Raw genomic sequence first — 23,307 nt, 5'->3', positions numbered from 1 at the left:
CGTGCCGGAATCTCGGGTCCACCGCGCACCCGCGGGCCGGGGCTGGTGGCCACCGCACAGCGGGGCCACCAGCCCTACGCGCGAATCAGCAGCCGCAGAGTTCGCTGTTCTCGTACGCCGCCTCGGTGAAGACGGAAATGTAAGCCGAGAACTGCTCGGGACGCGTGTCCGCGATGTCGGCTTCCAGTTCGGCGGCCGTGGGCAGCACCAGGGAGTTCATGGGCGTGTTCCTTCCGGTTACGGATTTTTCACGGTTTTCCCTGAACGCTTCAGGGAAACTGGGGAGCCGTGCGCCGGCTCTTCGCGGGCGGTCAGGTGGCGGAAGCCCGCTCGATCAGGGCGCCGTGGACCGCGCCGCCCAGCCACTGCTTGCGCTCGGCGATCCGCAAGCCGACCGACGAGCAGACCCGCTCGAGAGTGTCGGCGTCGACAAGCAGCCAGGGAAACCACGGGCCGGCTTCGTCGCCGAGCCGGAACCTCATCCGCACGTCTCCGGGATAGGCGCGGGAGGGCGAATCGTCGCCGTTCAGCCGTTCCGGCGGCAGCTTGGTCCAGTCCGAGCAGGTGAGCACAAGGCGGCCGGTTTCGGTCAGCCAGGATGACAGCCGGAGCAGAAACCCGGGCAGCGCCTCGAGAGTGCCCGCTAATCCGCCGTTGCCGCCGATGGCGATCACGGTGTCCACCGGGTGCGAGGGCTGATAGGACAACGCGTCGGCTTCGACGCACGAAACACCTGCCGCCTTCGCGAGTGCCACCGCGGCTGGGCTCACCTCGACCCCGTGCCCACGCACGCCTCGTCGCGCGAGCATCTCCAGATGGCGGCCCGTCCCGCACCCGACGTCGATGACGTCCCCGCCGTGCACCCAGTCGAGCGCCTCGGTGTCGACGGGGGCGCTCACGCCCGGCGTTCGTCTCCACCATTCCAGCGGCTGCGGCATGGCCGGCAGCGTGCTGTGTTCGATTTCGACAGACAGCACACCTGGCTGGTATGCGCTGCTGAGAGCCCGATCGAGGAGACTGTCATCCAAACTCGACACCCCAAAGCATCAGTTGCCGCACTCGGAACGGACGGTCAGCTTCTCCCTGAAACGCTACGTCCGGTGGTGGGGAACTAACCACGCACTATCGATACGGGGATATCAGTGCCGCCGCACGAGTTCGAGGAGCCTGCTCACCCGCTGCCGGGTGGGTGTCCCGGAGGCGGCGTGCAGGGAGTGCAGGCGCTGACGTGACCGGGGGCCGACCAGCAGCGCGGGATCGAAGTCCAGCCGGCCGACACGCTCGTCCACCACGGTCACGACCATCGAAGACGACGGCTTGGCCACCCGGTGCTCGGTCCACATCCGCGCGAACTCCTCACTGGCCGCCCGGAGCCGGCCGACCAGTGCGGTCGCGGCCGCGTCGTAGCCCCGTTCCGCCGCGACGACACGCAGGCCCGCGACGTAGGCGCGGCCGATGGCCTCCTGCTGGTCCGGCGGGTTGAGCATGGCCCGCCGCCAGCGGTGGGAGACGAACCAGCACCAGAACAGGTTCCCCTCCCCGCCGGGCAGGCCGGCGACCGGGCCGAACAGCGTCGCGTGCAACTCGTTCTGCGCCAGGATGGTGGCCAGATCGTCGGCGGCGAACGCCGGCGAGGTCGCTTCCATCGCGTGCATGACCGACAGGAGCCGGCGGTCGACGGCACCGTCCGGCGACGGCGCCGCGGGCTCGGCGCGCCCGGCCAGCAGGTGCAGGTAGGCGCGTTCGGCCGGGTCCAGCCGCAACGCGCGCGCGAGCCCGGTGAGGATGGCGGTGGAGGGCTGCGGGCCACGGCCCTGTTCCAGCCGCTCGTAGTAGGTCGCGGACATGTTCGCCAGGCGCGCCACCTCGTCCCGGCGCAGTCCCGGTGTGCGGCGCCGCGGACCGACCGGCAACCCCACCGCCTGCGGTGGCAACGCGTCACGGCGCCGACGCAGGAAATCGGCCAACGCCTCGCGCAGGGTCGGCTCGCTGGTCTCCCCCATCCTCTGCACCCCCCACGGCCGCGGCGATCGGTCTCCGCCCGATGTCGATCACCGAACGCTAGTGTTCCGACGGCCCGGAAACGTCACCCCTGAGCAGGCACCTGGATGTCGCTCTCGTGGGGGACAAAACCGGGCGGGTACCCGCCACGACGTCCCGGTCAGGACAAGTGCGCCGACAGCAGCCAGGCGGGTGTCGATTTGCGGCCGTTGCCCTCGTTCCGGACGTCCGTGCCGGCGAAGTCCGCGAAGTCCGGGAAGTTCTCGGGGACGTTGGCGTGGATGCGGGCCGGCCGGATCTCGTCGATCGTCCAGTACGCGCCCACCACCTCCCGCAGTTCCCGCGCGGAGACCGAGTTGACCCGGCCGGAGGGCACGGTCGCGTTGTCGAACACCAGCACGAAGTAGGACGCACCCGGCGCGGCGGCGCGCACGATCGATTCCTGGTAGGGCCGGCGCAGCTCGACCGGCATCGAGTGGAACAAGGTGCTGTCGACAATGGTGCCGAACCGGCCGTCGTAGCCGGTGAAGGTGCTGATGTCGGCGACCGCGAAGCCGGCGTTCGCCAAGCCGCGCCGGGCGGCTTCGGCACGGGCGAGCGCGATCGCGGTCGGCGACAGGTCCAGCCCGACGGTCGTGAAGCCCCGCTCGGCGAGGGCGAGCGAGGTCGCGCCTTCACCGCAGCCGGCGTCGAGGACTTCACCGTGGAACGCGCCCGCGTCGATGAGGGCGGCGATCTCAGGTTGCGGTTCGCCGAGGCTCCACGGCGGCCGGGAGCCCGGCCCCATCTCGGGAGCTTGGCCTCGATAGGCGGAGTCGTACAGAGCGTCGCTGGATGGGCGTGTCATACCTCCCACGATGTCAACCAGGTTGATATATGTCAACATGGTTGACATGGAAGGTTTCCGGGATGAACCGCTCGGCTATCTGCTGCACCGGGTCACGGCGGCGTTGCGCGCGGAAGTGGCCGCCGCGGTGCTCGAGCCGTCGGAGCTGGCGGGGCCCGAGTACCTCTGCCTGCGGATGCTGGCGCAGTTCCCGAAGTCCAACGCCCAGCTGGCCCGCGAGGCCCAGGTGTCGCCCCAGGCGATGAACAAGGTGGTTCGCGGGCTGCAGGACCGCGGCTTGGTGACGCGACCGGCCACGGTGCCCTCCGGGAGGTCGTTGCCCGCCACGTTGACCCGGGAGGGCGTGACCATGCTCGCGCGCCTGGACCCCGAGGTGGCCAAGGCCGAGGATCGCGTCCTGGCCGGGCTCGACCAGCGGGATCGGCGCGAGCTCCGGAGGCTCCTCGTCGCCGCCATCGCCGACCGGTGATCGGCGACCGGTTCGAACGGACCCCGGTGGGACGCCGCAAATCGGGTTCGTTGCCGCCGCATCGGTACGGCCGGCCGCCCGATCGGCTCAGATGGTGGTGAAGTCCAGGACGAGGCGGCCGCGGACGCCGCCCTCGGCCAGCCGTCGGTGGGCGTCGGCGGCCCGGCCGGCCGGCAGCACGTCGGCCACCCGCAGCGTCAGCTCGCCCGCGCCGGCCTGGTCCCGCAGCCGCAGCAAGCGGGCGTGATCGGTCACCGCGTCGGGGACGAAGACCTTGTGCAGCCGGATGTCGCGGCCGGCCGGTCCGTCCCAGCCGCGGACGACGGCCAGCCCGCCGCCGTCGCGGACCGCCGCGACGACCAGTTCGTGCTGGGCCGCGCCGTCGAGCAAGGCGTCCACGCCGTCGGGCGCGAGCGCGCGGAACCGGACGGCGACGTCGTCGCCCCGGGGCACGACCTCGTCGGCGCCCAGTTCGCGCACCAGCCGGACGTCGGCGTCCGCGGCGTCCGCGAACACCCGCAGGCCCTCGGCCTTGGCCAGCTGCACCGCGTACCCGCCGAAGGCGCCGGCCGCGCCGGTCACCGCGACGGTGCCGCCGGCCGGCACCGTGACCGCGTCCAGCGCGAGCCGGGCGGTCAGCGCGTTCATCAGCAGCGTGCACGCGGCCGGGAAGTCCACGCCGGGTGGCATCGGAACCACCGATTCCACCGGCGCCACCACGAATTCCGCGTAGGCGCCGCCGCGCGGACCGTAGGCCTGGACGATCGCCATCACCCGGTCGCCGGGCCGGAGTGCGGTCTCGGTGTCCGGGCCGATCGCGTCGACCACGCCGGCCGCGTCCATGCCCGGCACGTAGGGGCCGGGCCGGCCCCCGAACCAGGCCTGCACGACACCGGCGCGCAGCATGGCGTCGGTGGGGTTGACCGCCGCGGTGTGCACGCGGACGCGCACCTCACCGGGACCCGGGACGGGGTCGGGCAGGTCGATCACCCGCAGCACCTCGGGGCCGCCGAACTCGGTCAGGCCGATCGCCCGCATGCGCGGTCCTCACTTCCCGGTCGTGGTGTCGGCGGGATCTTGGCGGCCGCGGGATTGCCCACCGACCAGCGCGAGCTGACCCGGTTGCGGCGGACCAGCCACCCGCGGTCGTGGTCGCGGACCAGGTCGGTCTCGAACCGGTTGCCCAGCAGGAGGTGGTCCTGGAACTCGACCGACGGCCCTTCGCCGCTCCGGTGGTGCTGTCCGATGAGGTAGCAGGTCAGGTGGGCCGTGTCGCCGTCCACCCACACCCGGATGTTGGCCAAGGCGTGGAAGGTGTCCATCGCGGTTCCCACGGTCCGCATCAGCGTTTCGACGACCTGTTCGCGGCCGACGTAGGGCTCGAACACGTGGATGCTGGCGTCGATGCCGCCGAGGTCGAACACGGCGTCCTCGGTGAAGGCGGAACGCAGCAGCTCTTCGTCGCCGAAGTCGATGCCCTCGACGATCCGCGTCACCGCGTCCACGATGCCGTCCCGGTCGGTGTAGGCCGTCGCCTCGATCGGCTTCATCGGCACTCTCCTGTCTCAGGTCACCAACGCCAACGTTGGTGTTGGTCTGACCATAACAGGCCGCTTTCACCAACGGCAACGTTGGCGTCGGTGTTAGTCTTCGGCCATGAAGCGAACCGTCGACGACACGCGCCGCTTGCTGAGGGAAGCGGCGATGGTCGAGTTCGCCGCGCACGGGTCCGACGGCACCACCGTGACCCGCATCGCCGCCCGCGCCGGCGTCAACAAGGAGCGGCTCTACGCCTACTTCGGCGACAAGGACGCCCTCTTCGACGAGGTGCTCACCGAAGCACTGGAGGAACTTTCCCGCGTCGTCACGCCGGACGGCGTGGATTTCGGCGACATGGGCGAGGTCGCCGGCCGCACCTTCGACTACTACGGCGACCACCCCGAACTGGCGCGCCTGCTGTTGTGGGAAGGTCTGCGGGGCGCGCCGCCGGTCAACGCCACCGCGCGCGTCGAGCACTACAGCCGCAAGGTCGCCGCCACCGGCCAGGCCCAACGCGACGGGTCCGTCGCCGGCGGCATCGACGCCGGCCACCTCATGTTCATGATCATCGGGCTCGCGGCGTGGTGGTTCAGCGTCCCGCAGCTCGCCACCATGCTGACCGGCGCCGAGGCCGACGACCCGGACGAGCGGGCCCGGCGGCGAGCCTTCGTCGTGGAGGCGGCGCGGCGGCTGACCCGGTCACCGGCGGACGTCCCGGCTTCCTGAGGACGCCGGGCCGGCCCCCTGATGCACTCGGGACCCGTTGTCGCTCCCGGGAGGGACAACGCCTGTCCCCCGCGGAGTGATTTCCCGCGCCCGGATCCTGCATAGCTTTCTTCGCGTCGACGCACGTCCGTGCTGGTGCCGAAGGAGCGAACATGGTTGTCGAGAACGGGTTCTCCGGAAGCCGGACCGGTCCGGTCCACCGGCGCGGGGCCGCCTGGATCAGGGTTGCGGTCCTGCTGACGCTGTTCGTGGTGATCGACGGAAGCTTCGCCTGGCTCAACGTGCAAGCCGCCCGGAACCCGGTCACCGGGTTGGTGTCGGGTGTCGCCACGGCGGCGATCGCGTTGTTCGCGTACACGAAGGTCGTGGGCCGGCTGGAACAACGGACGGCCACGGAGGTCGCCCCCCGTGACCTCGTGCGGCAGGCGGGGCGCGGAGTCGCGCTCGGAGTGGGCCTCTTCTCCCTCGTGATGCTGCTGATCTTCGCGTGCGGCGGCTACCACGCCGGCTGGGGCTCAGCGGCCGGTGTGGTGGCCACGCTGGGGTTGATGACCGGCATCGCCACCTGTGAGGAACTGCTGTTCCGCGGGGTGCTGTTCCGCGTTCTCGAGGAACGGACCGGCACTCTCGTGGCGGTGGCCGTGTCGAGCGCGGTCTTCGGCGGGCTCCACCTGATCAATCCGCAGGCCACGGTGTGGGGTGCGGTCGCGCTCGCGGTCGAGATGGGGGTGCTGACCGCCGGGTGCTTCGCGCTCACCCGCAGCCTGTGGCTCCCGATCGGCTTCCACCTCGGCTGGAACTTCGCGCAGTCGGGGATCTTCGGCACCACGGTGTCCGGCTCCACCGGCACGGCCGGCGGCCTCCTGCGCGGCGTGACCTCGGGTCCGACGCTCGTCAGCGGCGGCGAGTTCGGTCCCGAGGCCAGTGCCTTCGCCGTGCTCATCGGTGGCCTGGCGGGCTGCGCGATGCTCGTCGCGGCCCGCAGGCGGGGCAGGTTCGTTCCCGCGACGCCGCGACACGGCGATCAAGCCTCGCCGTCCATCAGGCCACTGCGGTAGGCCAGCACGACCGCCTGCACGCGGTCGCGCAGGTCGAGCTTGGCGAAGATGCGCGAGACGTAGGTCTTCACGGTCTGCACGCTGATCGTCATCCGCTCGGCGATCTCGGCGTTGGCCAGACCCCCGGCCATGAGCCGCAGGACCTCCAGCTCACGCGGGGCGAGTACGTCGAGCGGGCGCGCGTGGCCGGTCTCCCCCGGCCGGATGCGACCGGCGAAGCGGCCGATCAGGGTCCTGGTCACGGCCGGCGACAACAGGGAGTCGCCGCGGGTGACGGTGCGGACGCCCTGGATCAGCTCCGCCAGCGGCGTGTCCTTCAGCAGGAACCCGCCGGCCCCGGCCCGCAGCGCGCGGTAGACGTACTCGTCGACGTTGAAGGTCGTCACCACCAGCACCTTCGGAGCGTCCGGCACGCCCGGCCCGGCGATGCGCCGGGTGGCCTCGATGCCGTCCAGCAACGGCAGGTGGATGTCCATGACGACGACATCGGGCCGGAGCCGGGCGACGGCCTCGACCGCCGCCGGCCCGTCGGCGGCCTCGCCGACGACCACCATGTCCGGCTGGGAGTCGAACGCCGCGACGTAGCCCGTCCGGACCAGTTCCTGGTCCTCGCAGACCAGCACCCGGATTGTCATGCGGGAATCCTCGCGCACAGCCGGAAGCCGCCGTCCGGCAGGAGCTCCGGGGTGACCGTGCCGCCGAGCGCGCCGACCCGGTCCCGCAGCCCGGCGAGCCCGCGGCCGCCGGAGAGGCCGCCGACCGGCGTCCCCGCCGCGTTGGTCACCTCGACCTCGACGGTGTCCCCGTCCCGCGCGATCCGCACCGTGGTCCGCTGCCCGGCCGCGTGCTTGGCCGCGTTGGTCAGCCCTTCCTGGACGACGCGGTAGACGACGAGCCGGAGGACGGGCGGCAGCGTCCGCGAATCGAACTCCTCGGTGAGGGTGGCGGGCTGCGCGTTGTGCTCCACCAGCTCTCGTACGCTGCGCGGCTCCTCCAGCACCTCGAGCAGGGCCCGCAGGTCGGACAGGGCTCGCCGCCCGGTGTCGCCGATGACCCGCAGCACGTCTTCCCGCTGGGGGACCAATTGCGCGACGTCGGCCTGCACCACCATCGCGGTCACGTGGTGGGTCACGACGTCGTGCAGCTCCCGCGCGATGCGGGTCCGCTCCCCCGCCGCCGCCTCGGCTTCCGCCAGGCGGCGGCGGTTCCGCTCACCCTCCCGGTACCGGCGGACGTACGCCCCGATCACCCAGCACTGGGCGACCAGCACGAGGAAGACCAGGAAGTCGGCCAGGCCGTACGGCGAACCGAGCTGGTGGACGAGCAGCGAGAACAGCGCGTACGCGGTCACGGTGGCGACCACCGTGGCGGTCCGGAAGCGACGCTGGTGGGCCGCCGCCGTGTACAGCGCGAGGTAGAGGGTCACAGTGCCGAACTGCGGCGGGTACGCGAGCACCTGGTAAAGCGCCCAGGAGACGCCGACGACGACCAGGCAGGCGACAGGCCTTCGGCCGCGCACGGCGATCGGAAGGGTCTGCGCCAGCACGAGAACGACCGCGAACGCGTCGGACGGCCGGGCAGGCAGGTCACCGAACTGCGAGCTCATCGCGCCCATCCACGGCACGAACGCCAGCACCGTGAACAGCCCGGCGAGCACGGGATCACCCGGCAGCCGCGCGGTCGCCGAGGCCGGGTCCCCCTCACGACCTACGCGCGATGCCCTCCTGGGCACGAATCGCCACACCCCACCGGCTCCTCCCCTTCTGCGCATGAGAAGGATCATCCTCGTCGACCCGCTCGTGCCGGCGGGTACCTGACGCGGCGGCCGGCCCTCACCGGTGGTGGGCACCCCGCGCGCGGCCTTGTGGCGCGTGACCGGCGTCTTCGCTCCGCCTCGAAAACCTCTGCGTGCCGAGCACGCGTAGCAGCTCGAGCTTCTCGGCGGCGTCCGTTCCCTCCAGCGGCAGGAGGATCCGCATCCGGACACCGGTTTCGGGCGTCACGAGCACCTGGCAACGCAACCGGACCAGCCCGACCGTGGGGTGCCGCACCTCCTTCAGATCGACGCGGCGGACGGCCACCTCGTGCCGGTCCCACAGCATCCGGAACTCCGCACTGTGCGCCGCGAGGTCGTCGACCAGCCCGGTGATCTGCGCGTCTTCGGCGCGACGGGAGTAGGTGGCGCGGAGGTCGCTGACGTGCGCCGCCGACAGGCGGGCCCGATCCGCCTCCGGAACGCGATCGCGGGAGGCCGGGCAGGTGAACCACCGCCAGTAGACATTGCTGTCCCGGCCGGGGCGAAGCTCGTCTCGGCCGTGCAGGGCGTCGTCGAGCGCGTTGGTGTAAAGCACCTCGCCGAGATCGTTGTAGACGCACGTCGGCAGGCCGTCCAGGTGCGTGGCGAGGTGGCGCAGTCCCGGGTCGAGGTGACGCGCGACCTGGCGCGGCGGAACCGGCACACCGGCGAGCCGGAAGAGGTGGTCCTTCTCGTCCGGGGTGCACCGCAACGCGCGAGCGAGCGCGGCCACGACCGACTCCGACGGGTCGGAGCCGCGAGCCTGCTCCAGGCGCGCGTAGAAGTCGCTCGACACGCCGGCCAGCACGGCGACCTCTTCGCGGCGCAGGCCGGGCGTCCGGCGACGCGACGTCTCCGGCAGGCCGACATCCGACGGCGAAAGCCCCGCCCGCCGTCGACGCAGGAACGCGGCGAGTCCGGGGCGGTCGATCACCTCACCAGTATGCCCACGCGGACGCGGCCGCAGCCAGGACCGGATCGGTCCTGGCTGATCACGACGACCAGCCGCACGGTAGGTCCATGACCGACAACCACGTCCGGCTCGCCCGGCGCATCCCCGTCCCGCCGGCAGTACCGACCGTCTCGGTCAACCCGGTCACCCTGCCCGCCCCCGACCGCGGCCTCCCGCTGGAGCTGCGGATCACCGCACCCCTGCACGGCGACGCCCTGCCGATCGTGCTGCTGTCCCACGGCGGCGGCAGTTCGTACTACCTGAAGTCCAAGGACGGCTACTCACCCCTCGTCGACTTCTACGCGAGCCACGGGTTCGCCGTCATCCAACCGACCCATCTGAGTTCCCCCGGCGGCGGACTCGGCCTGGACGAGAACGCTCCGGGCCACCCGCTGTTCTGGCGCTCCCGGATCGACGACTTCGGCCTCATCCTCGACAACCTGAACGTCGTCGAGGCCCAGGCACCGGTCGTCGCCGGACGGCTCGATCCGGCGCGCGTCGCCGCCGTCGGCCACTCCGCGGGCGGCAACACCGTCGCCGCGCTGCTCGGTGCGCGGGCCACCGATCCGGCCGGCGGCACCGGCCCCGACCTGCGTGATCCCCGCATCAGCGCCGGTGTGCTGCTCGCCTCGACCGGCAGCGCCGACGGCATGACGGACACCCTGCGCGAGCGGTACCCCGAGCTGGGAACCGACTTCTCCCACCTGCGCACCCGGACCCTGGTCGTCTACGGCGACCAGGACGGCAACCCCGTCGCCACCACCCGCGGCGCCGCCTGGCACGCCGAGCCCTACCACCTCAGCCCGGGCGCCGACGCCCTGCTGACCCTCCCGGGCGCGAAGCACTACCTCGGCGGCATCATGGGCTACAGCCTCGCCGAGACCGACGACGAAGACCCCGAACGGCTCGCCGTCACCCAGCGCATGACCTGGGCCTACCTGCGATCGGCGCTGGTCGCCGGCGACCCCGCCTGGCGGCAGGCCACCGACGCGATCCGCGGCCACCCCGCACTCGCGAGCGTGCGCACCAAGGAGCCGGCGTCCGTATCGCCCGCAGGACCGGGGCGGAGCGGCCCCTGACGGGACACCGCCGGGTCGATAGGGTGGGCGCAGCCGCCGAGCGGGAGGGGATGACCGTGACCGACGACGAAGGTGCCGACTGGATTCCGGCCGGTGCGGATCTCTCGCGGCCCAGCGCCGCGCGGATCTACGACTACCTGCTCGGCGGGGCGCACAACCTCACGCCCGATCGGGAGGTCGCCCGCCAGCTCGAGGCCATCCAGCCGCAGGTCGCCGCCGTGGCGAGGAGGAACCGGGCCTTCCTCCGGCGCGTCGTGCGGTTCATGCTCGACCAGGGCGTCCGGCAGTTCCTCGATCTCGGCTCCGGGATCCCCACCGTCGGCAACGTGCACGAAGTCGCCCAGGACGTCGATCCCGAAGCCAAGGTGGTCTACGTCGACTACGAACCCGTGGCCGTCGCGCACAGCCGCATGCTCCTCAAGGACAACCCCCACGCCGAAGCCCTGGAAGCCGACGCCACGAACACCGAAGCCGTGCTGAAGTCCGAGCAGGTGGAACGGCTGCTCGATCTGCGCAAGCCCGTCGGGCTGCTCGCCATCACCCTCGGGCACTACCTGCCCGAGGTTCGCGGGGTGTTCGCCGCCTACCGGGACGCGCTGGCGCCCGGGAGCCACCTCGCGCTCACCCACCTCACCAACGACTTCGCCGTCCTGAGCGATCCGCGGGTGGCCGAGACCATGCGCAACACCCAGAACCACATCTACCCACGGACGAAGGACGAGGTGCTTGCCCTCTTCGAGGGCTTCGAGCTCGTCGAACCCGGGCTGACCACGTCGGCGAACTGGCGGCCCGATCGGCTCGCCGCCGTCGTCGATCCCGAAGAAGACGGCCTCTACGCCGGGGTGGGCGTCAAGGTCTAGGCGAACCGCTCCCACGCCGACTGGCGGGTCATCCCCAAGGCCTCGCCGATCTGGGACCACGTGCCGCCCAGGGCACGGGCCTTGCCCACCCACGCCGCCAGGTTCTCCTGGACCTGGGCACTCGCCGCCGAGACCGGGGTCAGGTTCGAGAGCACCTGCTCGAGCGGCAGATCGTGCTCCCACGGCGCGATCAGCGGTGCGTCCGCCGGCTTTCCGTCGATCACCGACACGCACAGCTGGACGCACCCGTCGCAGATGAACACCCCCGGCCCGGCGACCAGCGTGTCGACCTCCGTGTTGGGCTTCGAACAGAACGAACAACGCGCGAACACCGCAGTACTCACGGAAACCTCCCTTGTCAGGCCGGACCTTACAGCCGTAAGGGGGCGCCTGACAAGAGGAACGCCGCCGTCCACTCGGACAGCTCCGTCAGCCGGGTGGTCAGCTCCTCGATCTCCGCCCAGCGGCGGTGTTCGCGCTCCAGGTCCGGCACCAGGAAGTCCTCGACCAGCAGCAGGAGCGTCGCGATCTCGTAGGCGACGTCGGCGAGCTGCAGGAACGGCCGGTACTCCGCCTCCGTGCCCGTCCCGTGGCGCGCCGCCCAGTCGCGGGCGCCGTGGCCCGCCGTCCGGCACGCCGCCACCACCGTGCGCCGCAGGTCGGCGCGGCGGGAACCGGGGCTTCCTTCGGCCAGCGGGGCGACGTTCCAGGCCACCGACAGCAGGCAGCACCCGGCGTCGTCCATCGACTCGTTCATCACCGGAGGTACTCTGCTGACCCGCAGGCACAGTCCCGTCGTTCCGACTCGCCGAGTCACCTCATCGGGTGGGAACCCGGCCCGGAACGGGTGAGCATCGGCACCGAGACGAAGTCCGCGAGCGCCTGCTGGCCGGCGGCGTTCGCGTGGATGCCGTCGCCGTTGTCGTACGCCGGCAGGATGCTGTTCGGCTTCAGCGGATCCGCCAGCACCGTGTCGAAATCCACGACGCCGGAACACGTGCCGTCGCAGGTGTTCCCGCGCCGGACGAACAGCGCGATCTCGTGCCGGGCCAGGTTCGCCTGATCGCCGTACCCCGGCCTCGGCGTGCTCGGCGTGACGTACACCGAGATGCCGGCCGCCCGCAGCCGCGCGAACACCGCCCGGTAGCTGTCGAGGATCGCCGCCGCGTCGCAGCCGTACGCGAGGTCGTTGGTGCCGTAGTAGTAGATGACGGCCGTGACGCCGTGCAGCGCGAGGACGTCCCGGTCGAGCCGGCTCACGGCGTCGAGGCCGGCGACCGACGGCGGCATCGCCGGGCACGACCGGGCGCTCGTCGTGCCCGAGACGCCGGCGTTGGCGACGGCGAACGGTGCGGACGAGGCGACCATCCGCCGCGCCAGGTCGTCGGTCCACCGGCGGTTCGCGCCCGGCTGGGTGCAGCCCGGGCCGCAGTTGGTGCTGCCGATGCCGTCGACGACGGAACTGCCGAACGGGACGACGACGCCCCGCAAAGCCGCGTTGTGCACGTCGACCGCGCTGACGACGTAGGTCGACCCGACGGTGGCCGTGAAAGCGTCTCCCGAGACGTCGGCGGCGTGGTCGCCCGAGCCCGCCGGCGTGAGGTAGTTGTCGCGCAACGCCGCACCGTGGCGGCCGGGCACGGCGGTGCCTTCGACCGCCATGCTCACCGCGAGGTCCGAATCGGGACGCGTCGAGAGCCTCGTCTCGTCGCTCCAGACCTCGCCACCCGCGGGAATCGTGATTCCGGGGCGGCCGGCGAAGGTCAGCTCACGCGCGAAAGCCACCGCGGCGCCGCCCGCGCTCGGCCCGGCGGTGGCGTGCCCGATGGTCAGCGGCCCGGTGCCGAAGGTGTTCTGGAACCGGACGCGCACGGCGTCGCCGCCCTGGCTGAGGTGGGTGATCATCCGCAGCGACTGGCCGGTCACGGCGGTGTCGGCCCGGCCGTCCTGCGACTGCGCCCACGACGTGAACCACGCCCGCCCGGCCCCGGCGGCGCCCGGAGCGGAGACGACGGCGGCCGCGGCGACGGAAACCGCGGCGAGAAGGGCGAACCTGCGCACGACGCCTCCTGAGTCCACAAAGGACGAATGACGACCAGCTCCCCGGCCGATCGTAAGCAGCCGGTCACGGAGGCGACAAGGGTTTGTCCGATCTTGTCAGCGACGCGGGATTCCCGTTCGATGGTGGACATGACCGAACCGCGCGTCTTCGGCGACCCGTACGAAACCCCGGACGGCACCACGGTGCTCCCGGTCCACCGGCCGGTCGGCGTGTTCGCCGTCCGCGACGGCCAGGCCAAGTGGGAACCGGCCTACGACGCCACCCGCGTCGCCCTGCTGGGGGTGGGCGTCGGGCTGGTCGCCGCCACCCTCGCCGGAATCGCCATGGTGCACCGGCCGCCGTGGCCGGACCTGCGCGCCCGCGGGCGCTAGCCCTTCGCGAGCGCCTGCACCCGGCCGATCGGGCCGTTGTAGTAGTTCTGGTCGCCCGGCAGGGTGCCGCTGCGGGCGAACTGCCAGATGCTGTGCTTGTCCCAGCCCGCCGGCAGCTCGCCCACGTCCGGGCCGTAGCGGGCGAGCCACAGCGGGTCCGTGTTCCCGAACCGGGCGGTGTTGCCGGTGCAGACCTTCCACCACGCCGTGCTCGTGTAGATCAGCGCGCTGCGCTTCACCTTGGCCAGGTACGTGCGCGTGAAGTCCGCGATCCACGCCGTCAGGTCGGCCGGGCTCTTGCCGTAGCAGAGCACGCCGTACGGGTTGTACTCGATGTCCAGGGCGCCGGGCAGCGTGGTGCCGTCCGCGCGCCAGCCGCCGCCGTGGGCGATGAAGTACTCCGCTTGCTCCGCGCCGCCCGAGACGTCCGGGCGGGCGAAGTGGTACGCGCCGCGGATGATGCCCGCCGCGTGCGCGCCGTCGTACTGCTGGCTGAACTGCGGGTTGACGAAGCCGGTGCCCTCGGTCGCCTTGACGTAGACGAACTTCGCGCCGGCGCCGGCCGCGGCGGACCAGTCGACCGGGCCCTGGTGCCCGCTGACGTCGTGGCCGAGCGTCTGCTCGGGGGCGTCGGCGCGCGGACTCCCGTGGACGCCTTCGTGCGCCGCGATCTGCGTGCCCGCGTAGTTCGTCGCGGCCAGCGAATAGTCCGGTGCGGCCGAAGCGGGCGGGGCGACGAGCACCGGAGCCAGCGCGACCAGCGCGCCCGCCGCCGCGAGCCGGGTTCGCCACCGCCCCTGTTCAGCGTGTCCGGCAACGGTTCGGCTCATCCACGCTCCGATCTCGGTACTGGCACGTCCTCCGATCCATGGTGCCCGCCCGGGTCGCGCACCGCGAGCCTTCTGTCACCCGATGTAGTGAGTCAGAGTTCGGTGGTGATGATCGCCTCGACGAGCACTTCCCCGGCCGGGGTCAGCTCGACGACGTCCGGCGACAACCGGACGAGGCCCCGCGATTCCAGCGAACGGAACTTGCCCAGCCACGGTTCCGCGAACAGCGAGCGGCCCGGAAAGCGTTCCCGGTGCACGGAATCCCGCACCGGCTGCAGCGTCGTCAGCGCCATCTTGACCGCCCGGGCTTCCTGCGCTTCGGGGGTGAACTTGGTCGCCGAACCCAGCGGAATACCGCCGGAGCGCACGGTTTCGGTGTAGCGCTTCGAGTTGACGTCGGTGATCGCCTCGGACGCGCGGCAGCTCGAGCTGCCGCCGAGCCCGATCGCGACCTCGGGCCCCTGCTTGTCCTGGTCGACCATGATGGCCTTCCACTTCTCCGGCCCGAGGCCGTCCCGCGCGAAGTACATCGTCGGGTGTTCGGTGTACCCGGCCGCGCGCAGGCCTTCGGTGAGCAGCTCCCGCATCTGGTACTGCTCGCCGAGCGTGGGCCAGCGGTGCCCGTCGCGCACCAGCTTGTCCCGGTAGGACGGCAGCTGCCACGCCGCCGGTTTCTCCCCGGTGACGCCGGTGCGGGTGTCGCTGTAGGACGCCAGGTGCAGCTTCGTGCACACCACCGCCGTGACTTCGTTTTCCAGCACGACGTCGAGGTCGCGGCGGACGCTGTCGAGAGTCTGGTCGAGCAGCCCGTACATCAGGTCGATGCTGACCCACTCGAACCCCGCGGCCTTCGCGTTGCGGACGAAATCGACGCACATCCGCGCGGTGTGCTCCCGCCCGCACAGGGTCAGCACGTGGTCGTCGAACGACTGGACGCCGCTGGACAGCTTGGTGCAGCCCAGTTCCCGCAGCAGTTCGAGCTTGGCCGGGGTGAACGTGCTCGGGTCGCCCTCGAAGCGGATCGTCGTGTCGGCCGTGAACCCGAAGTTCGACCGGTAGAACTCCAGCAGGCGGCGGATCTCCGGCTCCGGCAGCAGCGACGGTGTACCGCCGAAGACGTTGAACTCCCCCACCTCGGCACCGGCCAGGTGCGGCACGGCCTCGAGCCACAGCCGCGCCTCGGCGATGTTGAGGTCGACCCAGTCCGCCGCCTTTTCGATCTTGCCCTTGACCAGCACCACCGGGTACTGGCAGAACCGGCAGCGGTAGGCGCAGGTGGGGATGTAGGACCACAGGTGGATCGGCCCGGCGGACGCGGCCAGCTGCGCGTCGAGGTCGCGCAGGAACTCCGCCGGCGTGCCGGGGACGTTGCCCGGGAACACGTGCGCCCCGAACGGGTCCTCCTGCACGAAGTCGAGCAGGTGCCGGTTCTCCGGCGCTTCGAGAACGTCGAGCACGGCCGGCCGCGGCCACGCGGGGTCGATCGTGTGCAGCGAGCCGATCGCCTCTTCGTAGCCCAGGCTCATCAGAACACCCCTCCGTTGCCGAAGTAGTTGTGGGCTTCGCCCGACTCCCGGTCTTCGCAGTAGTAGCGGACGAATTCCGCGAACCGCGCGGACGGCACCTCCGCCAGGCACGGCGGGAGGGGTGGCGGGACGCCGATGTCCTCGCCGACGTGCCGCCGCAGGCACGCGAACAACTCGTCGGCGAACTCGAAGTACAGCCGGTACGACGGCGTCTTGTAGGCGTGGATCGGCGTGAAGTCGACGACCCGCATTTCGTGCCGGATCTCGCTGATCCGCCGGGCCAGCCGCGCGGCGAGATCGGGCCCGAAGAACGCGATGACGGCGTCGTCCTCCAGCAGCGTGGGCGTCAGCAGCACCGGCAGGATGGTGTTCTTCGGGGTGAAGTCCTTGATCGAGAACTCCCACGCCTGCCGGGCCTCGGCTTCGGTGAGGTCGACCGGTTCCGACGGCGCCGACGGCCGGATGTCGCGCATGACGATGATGCCGTCGGAGCCGTAGGCGCGGCCGGCGATGACCTCGTCGATGGCGTGGTCGACCCGCCGCGGGTTGATCTCGACGCGCGAGCGCGGCGCGTAGGTGATCGCGTCGCCGCCGCTGGCGACCTTGATGCCGAAGTCCCAGTCGTCGGAGAGGTGGTTGACGAACTTCCCGTCCTGCAGCTGGTAGAAGATCTCGATGCCGCCGGCGCGCTCGTAGGCGTCGCGCTCGACGGCGAAGCCCTTGCCGTCGGGGAAGCCGCCGAAGAGCGCGAAGGTGACGGCGCGGCACCGCAGCGTCCGCTGGATCGCGTCCCACAGCCGCGGCCGCCCCCGGAAGTGCTCGGCGTTGTAGTAGTAGTCGCAGACGCCGATGGCGGCCTTGCTCGACTCCATCGCGGCGAACAGCTCGCTCAGCCACTGCGGATCGACCCGGCAGTCCGCGTCCGCGGAGACGAGGTAGAACCGCTCCCCCGGGTCGCTGTCGGGCCGGTTGCGGCTGCGGGCCGCGGCGAAGTCCATGCCGGCCCGGCGCGCGCAGGAAACCCCCTGCTCGGGCTCGTGGATCACGTGCAGGGCGAGGTCCGGGTGCGCGGCCGCGAAGGCGTGGGCGATGGCGACGGTGTCGTCGGTGGAGTTGTTGTCGACGAGCACGACCTCGTAGCGGCTCTTGTCCAGGGGCGCGTCCCCGGCACGCTGGTCGTGCAGCGTCCGCAGCACCTCCGGGAGGTTCGCGGCTTCGTTGTACACCGGCAGCACGACGCTCAGCCGCGTCGCCGCGCCCATCGGCGGCGGGTACAGCCGGTCGACGAGGTCGTCGACGACGCGCGCGCCGAACCGCGCCTGCCCGAGTTCCGAGTTCACCCGCACCACTTCCGCCCGTGTCCCTTCGTCGGTGATCAGCTCGGCGACTTCCCGCGCGAACGCGGCGTCCGGCAGGTCGCGGGCCCGGATGTCCAGCACCGGGGCCCGGAACCCGTGGCGGCCGTAGACGACGTCGTACAGCTCGTACCCGCTGGTGATGTACGGCGTCCCGGACGCGATCGCCTCGCTGACCGGGTTGCCGTAGCTCTCGTAGTCGTAGGAGGTCAGGAACGACACGACGGTGGCGTGCGCCAGCAGGTCCCGCACGGAGTACCGGCCGGGGACCGTCGTGTCGTACGGGGTCAGCCAGCCGCCGAACACGACGCGGTCCCGCACGCCGAGGTCCGTGGCCAGCTCGACGAGCCGGGCGTGCTCGGTGGGCGTCTCGTCGACGTCGCCGGCGACGAACAGCCACGCGTCCGGCAGCAGGGCCAGCAGGTGGAGGTCCCGGTCGAGGCGCTTCTGCGGGATGATCCGGGTGATCCGGGCCAGCAGCGGGACGTCCGCGGGAATGCCGTGGTCACGCCGGAAAGCCGCGTTGCGCTCGTCGATCCGCGCGGGGGCGATGGCGAAGGAGTTGGGCAGGACGTCGAGGCAGGCCAGCTCCGGCACCCATGCCAGCGTCCGTGCCTTCGCCTCCTCGTGCAGGGCGAAGTAGTGGATGTGCGGGGAGTTCCGCGGCGCGGGGACACCGGGGTACGGGAACGTGCCGTACTTCGCGATCCCGGGTTCGCTCTGCCACATCAGGTCGTGGTCGCGCCAGAACACGAACCGGCCGAGCCGGTGGCGGGCGCCGTAGCGGTCGATCGCGGCGTACAGCGCCTCGGTGTAGGCGACGTTCTCCGGGAGGGTCCCGTTCTCCACCATCACCAGGGTCACGCCGAGACGTTCCCAGGTGGCGACGATCCGGTCCGCCAGCTCGGCGGCGATCCGGTCGATCTCGGGCCGCAGCGTCCGGTCGCCTGCCTGGACGAACCGGGTCAGCACCCGGTCGACGAACCCGCGGTCGTAGCCCCGGATCCGCGCCACCCCCTCGACGCGGTCGAGGGTGACCCACTCCGGCAGCAGCCGGGCCTCGTCGCGGTAGGGCCGGAAGAACGCGCCCTTGTCGGCCTTGATGTCGTACCCGAGGTCCAGGTGGACGTCGTACCCCCGGGCGGCGAAGCGGCGCGCCGTCTTGAGGAACTCGACCACGACCCCGGACAGCGGGGTGGCGTCGAAGGAGACGCCCCAGAGCACTGACATCGATGTCAAACCCCCGTATCGGCTTCGCCGTCGGTTCCAGCGTAAGCGCCGGGGTGTCGAACGGCCGTGTGAGCGCTTTCGTGGTTGACCGCGGGGCGCCGCAGCCTCCACAGTGACCGCATGAACCGGGCCCTCGGGGTGCTGACCTGCGGCGCCCTGCTGTCGATCGCGCTCGGGGTCCTCGGCTCCGGGGAACCCCGGCTCGCGCTCGTGCTCGGCGCGGTCTTCGCCCTGCTCGCCACGGCGGGCTTCGGCTGGGTGCGCGACCGCGGACGGCTCGCCTGGAGCGCGGCCTACGTCGCCGTCCAGCTGCCGCTGGCCTTCGTGCTCTTCACGATCGACGCCGGGGTCGGGACGACGCTGTTCCTCGTCGTGCTGGTCAGCCAGTGCGTGCTGCTGCGGCTGCCGCGGCCCGCGATCGCGCTCGTCATCGCCGTGGTCCCGCTGGTGCACCTCGGGATGTCGCTCGGCGAAGGGCTGCGGGAAGGCATCGGCACGCTCATCTCGGTGCTGTTCGCCGCCATCATCACCGAACTGCACCTGCGGGAGCAGCGCTCGCGCGCCGAACTCGCCGAAGCGCACGCGAAACTCCGCGACTACGCGGCCCAGGCGGAGCGGCTCGCGACCGCGCAGGAGCGCAACCGGGTGGCCCGCGACATCCACGACGGGCTCGGGCACTCGCTCACCGTCGTCCAGATGCAGGTGAAGGCCGCGCGGGCGGTGCTGCCGACCGACCCCGCCAAGGCCGACGAGGTGCTGACGAAAGCGCAGGAGCAGGCCGAGACCGCGCTGGCCGAGGTGCGCCGCTCGGTGCGGGCGCTGCGCGAACCGCGACCGGTCCCGCCGCTGCCGGAGGCGCTGAAAGCCCTGGCCGAGGAGACCTCGGCGGCCGGCGTCACCGCCCGGCTCACCGTGACCGGCCTCGAACGCCCGCTGCCGGACGAGCCGCGCGAGGCGCTCTACCGGGCCGCGCAAGAAGGCCTGACGAACGTCCGCAAGCACGCCGGCGCGGCCACCGTGGACGTCGTCCTCGACTACGCCGCCGCGGCGGTCCGGGTCGAGGTCCGCGACGACGGCCGCGGCAGCGACGGCGGCGCGTCGCCGGGCTTCGGCCTGATCGGGCTCCGGGAACGCGCCGCCCACCTCGGCGGCGAGCTCGCCTTCACCTCGACCCCCGGCCGCGGCAGCGCCCTGACCATGGAGATCCCCGGATGACGCCGGTCCGCGTCCTGCTCGCCGACGACCAAGCGCTGTTCCGCGAAGCCCTCGCCACCCTGCTCGCCACCCACGACGGCATCGACGTGGTCGGCGAAGCCGGCAACGGGGACGAAGCCCTGCGCGAAGCCGCATCGCTGGCTCCGGACGTCGTCCTGATGGACCTGCGCATGCCGGTGCTCGACGGCGTGGCCGCGACCCGGCGGCTGCGGGTGGACCACCCGGAGATCCGGGTCATCGCGCTGACCACCTTCGACGACGACGAAGACGTCTTCGCCGCCCTGCGCGCGGGCGCCGTCGGCTACCTGCTGAAGGACGTCTCGTCGGCGCGTCTGGTCGAAGCCGTGCTGGCCGCGGCGCGCGGGGAGTCCGTGCTGCAGCCCTCGGTGGCGGCGAAGGTCGTCGCGCGGTTCGCGCAGCTGCCGGACCCGACCCAGCCGCGGCCCCAGCCGCTGGTGGTGCCGCTGTCCGAGCGCGAGCTCGACGTGCTGCGGCTGCTCGCCGACGGCCGCAGCAACCGGGAGATCGCCGCCGCGCTGTTCCTCGCCGAAGGCACGGTCAAGAACCACGTCACCAACGTGCTGGGCAAGCTCGGCGCGCGCGATCGCACCCAGGCCGCCCTGCGGGCGAGGGACCTCGGCCTGCTGTAGACCATGACCCCCGGTCATGACTTCCGGCACCTGGCCGCACGGCCGCCGGGCGCGATTCTCGTCCAGGAACGAACCTGGAGGGAAACCATGACCACCACCGAAACCACCCGGACCACCGCCCGCAAGCTCGTCCGGTTCACCGGCCACTACGTCGAAATGGTCGTCGCCATGCTCATCGGCATGGTGGCGCTCGGCCCGCTGTGGCCGGCCGCCTGGCTCGAGCGCCCGGACGTCGGCGCCCTCGTGATGGCCACGAACATGACCGTCGCGATGGTCCTGGCCATGGCGCTGCGCCGCCACTCGTGGCCGCGGATCGCCGAGATGGCCGCGGTGATGTACCTGCCGTTCGTGGCGCTGCTCGTGCCGTACTGGCTGGGCGCGGTCTCCGGCGGCACGCTGATGGTCGCCGGGCACGTCGTCATGTTCCCGCTGATGCTGGCCGCCATGGTGTGGCGCCGCGCCGAGTACTGGCACTGACCGTGCTGAAGCGCCTCGCCTTCGCCTTCGCCGCGGTGGCCGCCGTGCTGGTGGTCCCCGCCGTGGGCGCGACCGTCTCCGCGCTGGGAGCGTTCGACGCCCTCTACGCCGCCGGCCCGCCGCGGCCCGTCCCCGCCGCGGCGCCGGTCCCCCACGACCCGGCCAAACCGACCGCGGTGGTCGTCGTCGGCGACCGCGGTGCCGTCGTCTCCGACGCGCTCGCCCCCTACGAGATCCTGGCCGCCACCGGCCGGTTCAACGTCTACACGGTCGCCCCGCACCGCGAGCCGAAGCCGCTGACCGGCGGCCTGGACCTGGTGCCGGACCTCGATTTCGCGGGCCTCGCCGCGCGCCTCGGTTCCCGGGCGCCGGACCTCGTCGTCGTACCGGCGTTCCCGGACGTGGGCGAGCCGAGCACCGAACCGGTCACCACCTGGCTGCGGGACCAGGCCGCCCGCGGCTCGAAGCTGCTGAGCGTCTGCAACGGCGGCGCGGTGCTCGCCTCCGCGGGGCTGCTCGACGGGCGGCCGGCCACCGCGCACTGGCTGAAGGTCGACGACTGGGCCGCCGAGTACCCGGCGGTGCGGTGGGTGCGCGGCGAGCGGTTCGTCGACGACGGCGCCGTCGTCACCACCGCCGGGATCCTCTCCGGCGTCGACGGCACGCTGCACTGGGTCGAGCGGCTCGCCGGGCGCGAGGTGGCGGCCGGCGCCGCGGCGGCCATCGGCTGGCGCCGCTACGGCACCGCGGTGCCGGTGCACCCACCGGCCGGGATGCCGGACGCGGCCGCGCTCGTCAACGCCGGGTTCCGCTGGAACCCCGACACCATCGGCGTCCTGCTCGCGGACGGCGTCGGTGAGGTCGAACTGGCATCGGTGTTCGACACCGAAGGCCAGTCGCTGTCCTCGCGCACGCTGGCCGTGAGCGCCGACGGCGGTCCGATCCGGTCGCGGCACGGGCTGACGTTCCTGCCCCGGGCTTCCCTCGCCACGGCGGATCTCGACCGGCTGCTCGTACCCGGGGCCACGCGCGGCGTCACCCCGCCGCCCGGCGGCCCGGCACCCGAGTACGTCCACGACCGGCCGGGCTTCCCCTACGACACGGCGGTGAGCGGGCTGTCCCGCCGCACCGACGTCGCCACCGCCCGGTGGACAGCGAAGGTGCTGGAGCTGCCCGCCGACGGCGTCGTCTTCGAAGGCCGGGCTTGGCCGTGGCGGCCGACGGCGCTGCCGATCGTGCTGGTCCTGGCGGGCACGGCGGTGGTCATCGCCGTCATCCGGCTGCGGCGGCACCGCCGTCCTGAAACGATTTAGGCCGTCGCGAGGACCCGCATTGGTGCATACCAGTGGAGTATTGCCGGGGCGTGAGCTTCTGGTTACAGTCACCAGGCACGTTGGGTTGAAACGTTCTAAATCCGGCGCCGTCCCCCCGCAAGGGAGCCTGCATGCTGCCCTCGAAGCTCTGGCGTGCCGCCACCACCGCGCTCGCCGCAGTCCTCGTTCTCCCGGTCGCCGCGGCGCCCCCGGCCGGTGCCGCGCCACCGGTGGACTTCGGCGGCGCGCACTGGATCTGGTTCCCGGAGGGCAACGCCCGCGTCGCCGCGCCGGCCGGGACCCGGTACTTCCGCACCACGTTCACCGTCCCGGCCGGCGCGGTCACCGACGCCCGGCTCGTCCTCACCGGCGACGACACCGCCGACGTCTGGCTCAACGGCACGCCGCTCGCCTCGGCGGCCCGCACCGCGGACTCGTGGCGCACGGCGCTGCCGGTGGATCTGCGGCCCGCCTTGACGCCCGGCGTCAACACCCTCGCCGTCGCCGTCCGCAACGCCGCCGGCCCGGCCGGCCTGCTCGGGCGGCTGCGGATCACGACCGCGGCGGGCACCACCGAACTGACCACCGGGACCGGCTGGAAGAGCGCGCCGACCGTCCCGGAGGGCTGGGAACAGCCCGGCTTCGCCGACGGGACCTGGACCCACGCCGAGGATCTCGGCGCCTACGGCACCATGCCGTGGGGCACCCGTGTCACCATTCCGGACCCCGCCGCCGCGTCACCGCTGTCGGTCGCGAGCGCGACCGTCGCGAACCGGGTGAACCCGCTCGGCGTCGACCCGGCGCAGCCGCGGTTCGGCTGGAAGCTGACGTCCGCGGCCGCGCAGCAGCGGCAGTCGGCGTACCAGCTCGTCGTCTCCGCCGGCGGGAAGGACGTCTGGGACAGCGGCCGCGTCGCCTCGGCGCAGCAGGTCGACGTCGCCTACGGCGGCCC

The 23,307-nt window shown here is 72.1% G+C and carries 26 protein-coding genes; 11 read left to right on the top strand and 15 right to left on the bottom strand.

The genetic code is table 11. From position 1 onward, the window contains the following. Positions 1 to 85: 85 nt before the first annotated feature. The 4 genes from DV20_RS47080 to DV20_RS35110 form a co-directional block, all read right to left on the bottom strand. Positions 86 to 220, bottom strand: a complete 135-nt coding sequence (locus DV20_RS47080; protein ID WP_268747465.1) for a hypothetical protein — start codon at positions 218 to 220, stop codon at positions 86 to 88. A gap of 91 nt (positions 221 to 311) precedes the next feature. Next, positions 312 to 977: a class I SAM-dependent methyltransferase gene (locus DV20_RS43285; RefSeq protein WP_084093826.1), complete on the bottom strand. Its 666-nt coding sequence runs from the start codon at positions 975 to 977 to the stop codon at positions 312 to 314. 162 nt (positions 978 to 1,139) lie between these two features. Beyond that, positions 1,140 to 2,003, bottom strand: a complete 864-nt coding sequence (locus tag DV20_RS35115) for a helix-turn-helix transcriptional regulator (RefSeq protein ID WP_051736253.1) — start codon at positions 2,001 to 2,003, stop codon at positions 1,140 to 1,142. Positions 2,004 to 2,161: 158 nt separating this feature from the next. Then, on the bottom strand, positions 2,162 to 2,788 hold the full coding sequence (locus tag DV20_RS35110; RefSeq protein ID WP_326938518.1) for a class I SAM-dependent methyltransferase: 627 nt from the start codon (positions 2,786 to 2,788) through the stop codon (positions 2,162 to 2,164). Between the two features lie 106 nt (positions 2,789 to 2,894). Here DV20_RS35110 and DV20_RS35105 point away from each other — a divergent pair, with 106 nt between their 5' ends. Beyond that, positions 2,895 to 3,317 (top strand): MarR family transcriptional regulator, encoded by a 423-nt coding sequence (locus DV20_RS35105; protein WP_152603800.1) that lies wholly within the window; start codon positions 2,895 to 2,897, stop codon positions 3,315 to 3,317. Positions 3,318 to 3,404: 87 nt separating this feature from the next. Here DV20_RS35105 and DV20_RS35100 read toward each other — a convergent pair whose 3' ends face one another. Beyond that, entirely contained in the window at positions 3,405 to 4,355 is a 951-nt protein-coding gene (locus DV20_RS35100; protein WP_043787578.1) for an NADP-dependent oxidoreductase, read from the bottom strand. Beyond that, complete coding sequence (locus DV20_RS35095) at positions 4,337 to 4,867, bottom strand: nuclear transport factor 2 family protein (RefSeq protein ID WP_043787576.1); 531 nt, start codon at positions 4,865 to 4,867, stop codon at positions 4,337 to 4,339. The genes DV20_RS35100 and DV20_RS35095 overlap by 19 nt, the downstream gene beginning before the upstream one ends. A 106-nt stretch (positions 4,868 to 4,973) precedes the next feature. Between DV20_RS35095 and DV20_RS35090 the strand changes: the two genes are divergently transcribed. Beyond that, complete coding sequence (locus DV20_RS35090) at positions 4,974 to 5,582, top strand: TetR/AcrR family transcriptional regulator (RefSeq protein ID WP_043787573.1); 609 nt, start codon at positions 4,974 to 4,976, stop codon at positions 5,580 to 5,582. A 152-nt stretch (positions 5,583 to 5,734) separates the two neighbouring features. Next, complete coding sequence (locus DV20_RS35085; protein ID WP_084093825.1) at positions 5,735 to 6,640, top strand: CPBP family intramembrane glutamic endopeptidase; 906 nt, start codon at positions 5,735 to 5,737, stop codon at positions 6,638 to 6,640. Here the strand turns inward: DV20_RS35085 and DV20_RS35080 are convergent. The 3 genes from DV20_RS35080 to DV20_RS35070 all read right to left on the bottom strand — a co-directional run bounded on the left by DV20_RS35080 (position 6,607) and on the right by DV20_RS35070 (position 9,369). Then, positions 6,607 to 7,275 carry a response regulator transcription factor gene (locus DV20_RS35080; protein WP_043787572.1) on the bottom strand — a complete coding sequence of 223 codons (669 nt, stop codon included), beginning with the start codon at positions 7,273 to 7,275 and terminating at the stop codon, positions 6,607 to 6,609. The two genes, DV20_RS35085 and DV20_RS35080, sit on opposite strands and share 34 nt — an antisense overlap. After that, positions 7,272 to 8,372: a sensor histidine kinase gene (locus tag DV20_RS35075; RefSeq protein ID WP_235191070.1), complete on the bottom strand. Its 1,101-nt coding sequence runs from the start codon at positions 8,370 to 8,372 to the stop codon at positions 7,272 to 7,274. The genes DV20_RS35080 and DV20_RS35075 overlap by 4 nt, the downstream gene beginning before the upstream one ends. Positions 8,373 to 8,472: 100 nt before the next feature. Beyond that, positions 8,473 to 9,369: a helix-turn-helix transcriptional regulator gene (locus DV20_RS35070; protein ID WP_084093823.1), complete on the bottom strand. Its 897-nt coding sequence runs from the start codon at positions 9,367 to 9,369 to the stop codon at positions 8,473 to 8,475. Between the two features lie 86 nt (positions 9,370 to 9,455). On the opposite strand from DV20_RS35070, the gene DV20_RS35065 reads away from it, so the two are divergent. Together DV20_RS35065 and DV20_RS35060 are read left to right on the top strand one after the other, a co-directional pair. Further along, positions 9,456 to 10,466, top strand: a complete 1,011-nt coding sequence (locus DV20_RS35065) for an alpha/beta hydrolase family protein (protein WP_051736252.1) — start codon at positions 9,456 to 9,458, stop codon at positions 10,464 to 10,466. A gap of 56 nt (positions 10,467 to 10,522) precedes the next feature. Then, the gene (locus DV20_RS35060) at positions 10,523 to 11,326 is read left to right on the top strand and encodes an SAM-dependent methyltransferase (RefSeq protein WP_084093834.1); all 804 of its coding nucleotides are present in this window, start codon (positions 10,523 to 10,525) and stop codon (positions 11,324 to 11,326) included. Here DV20_RS35060 and DV20_RS35055 read toward each other — a convergent pair. The 3 genes from DV20_RS35055 to DV20_RS35045 are packed head-to-tail and all read right to left on the bottom strand — an operon-like array spanning position 11,323 to position 13,387. Continuing rightward, positions 11,323 to 11,670, bottom strand: a complete 348-nt coding sequence (locus DV20_RS35055; RefSeq protein ID WP_084093822.1) for a ClpX C4-type zinc finger protein — start codon at positions 11,668 to 11,670, stop codon at positions 11,323 to 11,325. The genes DV20_RS35060 and DV20_RS35055 overlap by 4 nt on opposite strands. 26 nt (positions 11,671 to 11,696) lie before the next feature. Beyond that, the gene (locus DV20_RS35050) at positions 11,697 to 12,083 is read right to left on the bottom strand and encodes a hypothetical protein (RefSeq protein WP_043787563.1); all 387 of its coding nucleotides are present in this window, start codon (positions 12,081 to 12,083) and stop codon (positions 11,697 to 11,699) included. 56 nt (positions 12,084 to 12,139) lie between these two features. Next, on the bottom strand, positions 12,140 to 13,387 hold the full coding sequence (locus DV20_RS35045) for a GDSL-type esterase/lipase family protein (RefSeq protein WP_043787562.1): 1,248 nt from the start codon (positions 13,385 to 13,387) through the stop codon (positions 12,140 to 12,142). Between the two features lie 129 nt (positions 13,388 to 13,516). On the opposite strand from DV20_RS35045, the gene DV20_RS35040 reads away from it, so the two are divergent. Then, on the top strand, positions 13,517 to 13,759 hold the full coding sequence (locus tag DV20_RS35040) for a hypothetical protein (RefSeq protein WP_051736251.1): 243 nt from the start codon (positions 13,517 to 13,519) through the stop codon (positions 13,757 to 13,759). Here the strand turns inward: DV20_RS35040 and DV20_RS35035 are convergent. From DV20_RS35035 to DV20_RS35025, 3 genes are all read right to left on the bottom strand, one after another. Next, the gene (locus DV20_RS35035; protein ID WP_043787559.1) at positions 13,756 to 14,589 is read right to left on the bottom strand and encodes a lysozyme; all 834 of its coding nucleotides are present in this window, start codon (positions 14,587 to 14,589) and stop codon (positions 13,756 to 13,758) included. The two genes, DV20_RS35040 and DV20_RS35035, sit on opposite strands and share 4 nt — an antisense overlap. Before the next feature lie 92 nt (positions 14,590 to 14,681). Further along, positions 14,682 to 16,115: a radical SAM protein gene (locus DV20_RS35030; RefSeq protein ID WP_043787558.1), complete on the bottom strand. Its 1,434-nt coding sequence runs from the start codon at positions 16,113 to 16,115 to the stop codon at positions 14,682 to 14,684. Then, positions 16,115 to 18,700 carry a glycosyltransferase gene (locus DV20_RS35025; protein ID WP_235191069.1) on the bottom strand — a complete coding sequence of 862 codons (2,586 nt, stop codon included), beginning with the start codon at positions 18,698 to 18,700 and terminating at the stop codon, positions 16,115 to 16,117. The genes DV20_RS35030 and DV20_RS35025 overlap by 1 nt, the downstream gene beginning before the upstream one ends. A 120-nt stretch (positions 18,701 to 18,820) precedes the next feature. Here DV20_RS35025 and DV20_RS35020 point away from each other — a divergent pair, with 120 nt between their 5' ends. From DV20_RS35020 to DV20_RS35000, 5 genes are all read left to right on the top strand, one after another. Further along, positions 18,821 to 19,915: a sensor histidine kinase gene (locus DV20_RS35020; RefSeq protein ID WP_043787556.1), complete on the top strand. Its 1,095-nt coding sequence runs from the start codon at positions 18,821 to 18,823 to the stop codon at positions 19,913 to 19,915. After that, the gene (locus DV20_RS35015; RefSeq protein ID WP_043787555.1) at positions 19,912 to 20,565 is read left to right on the top strand and encodes a response regulator; all 654 of its coding nucleotides are present in this window, start codon (positions 19,912 to 19,914) and stop codon (positions 20,563 to 20,565) included. Before DV20_RS35020 ends, DV20_RS35015 begins: the two co-directional genes overlap by 4 nt. An 87-nt stretch (positions 20,566 to 20,652) precedes the next feature. Then, a complete protein-coding gene (locus tag DV20_RS35010) occupies positions 20,653 to 21,042 on the top strand; it encodes a hypothetical protein (protein ID WP_043787554.1) in 390 nt (129 codons plus the stop codon). 2 nt (positions 21,043 to 21,044) lie between these two features. Continuing rightward, positions 21,045 to 22,355 carry a DJ-1/PfpI family protein gene (locus DV20_RS44420; protein WP_152603799.1) on the top strand — a complete coding sequence of 437 codons (1,311 nt, stop codon included), beginning with the start codon at positions 21,045 to 21,047 and terminating at the stop codon, positions 22,353 to 22,355. A gap of 131 nt (positions 22,356 to 22,486) precedes the next feature. Continuing rightward, positions 22,487 to 23,307 (top strand): glycoside hydrolase family 78 protein (locus tag DV20_RS35000; protein ID WP_043787550.1); only part of this gene is annotated, 821 nt, incomplete at its 3' end.

The organism is Amycolatopsis rifamycinica, from assembly GCF_000695625.1.
GTDB lineage: Bacteria > Actinomycetota > Actinomycetes > Mycobacteriales > Pseudonocardiaceae > Amycolatopsis > Amycolatopsis rifamycinica.
The sequence above is the reverse complement of the archived record's forward strand: the minus strand, read 5'-3'. Positions and strand labels throughout refer to the sequence as shown.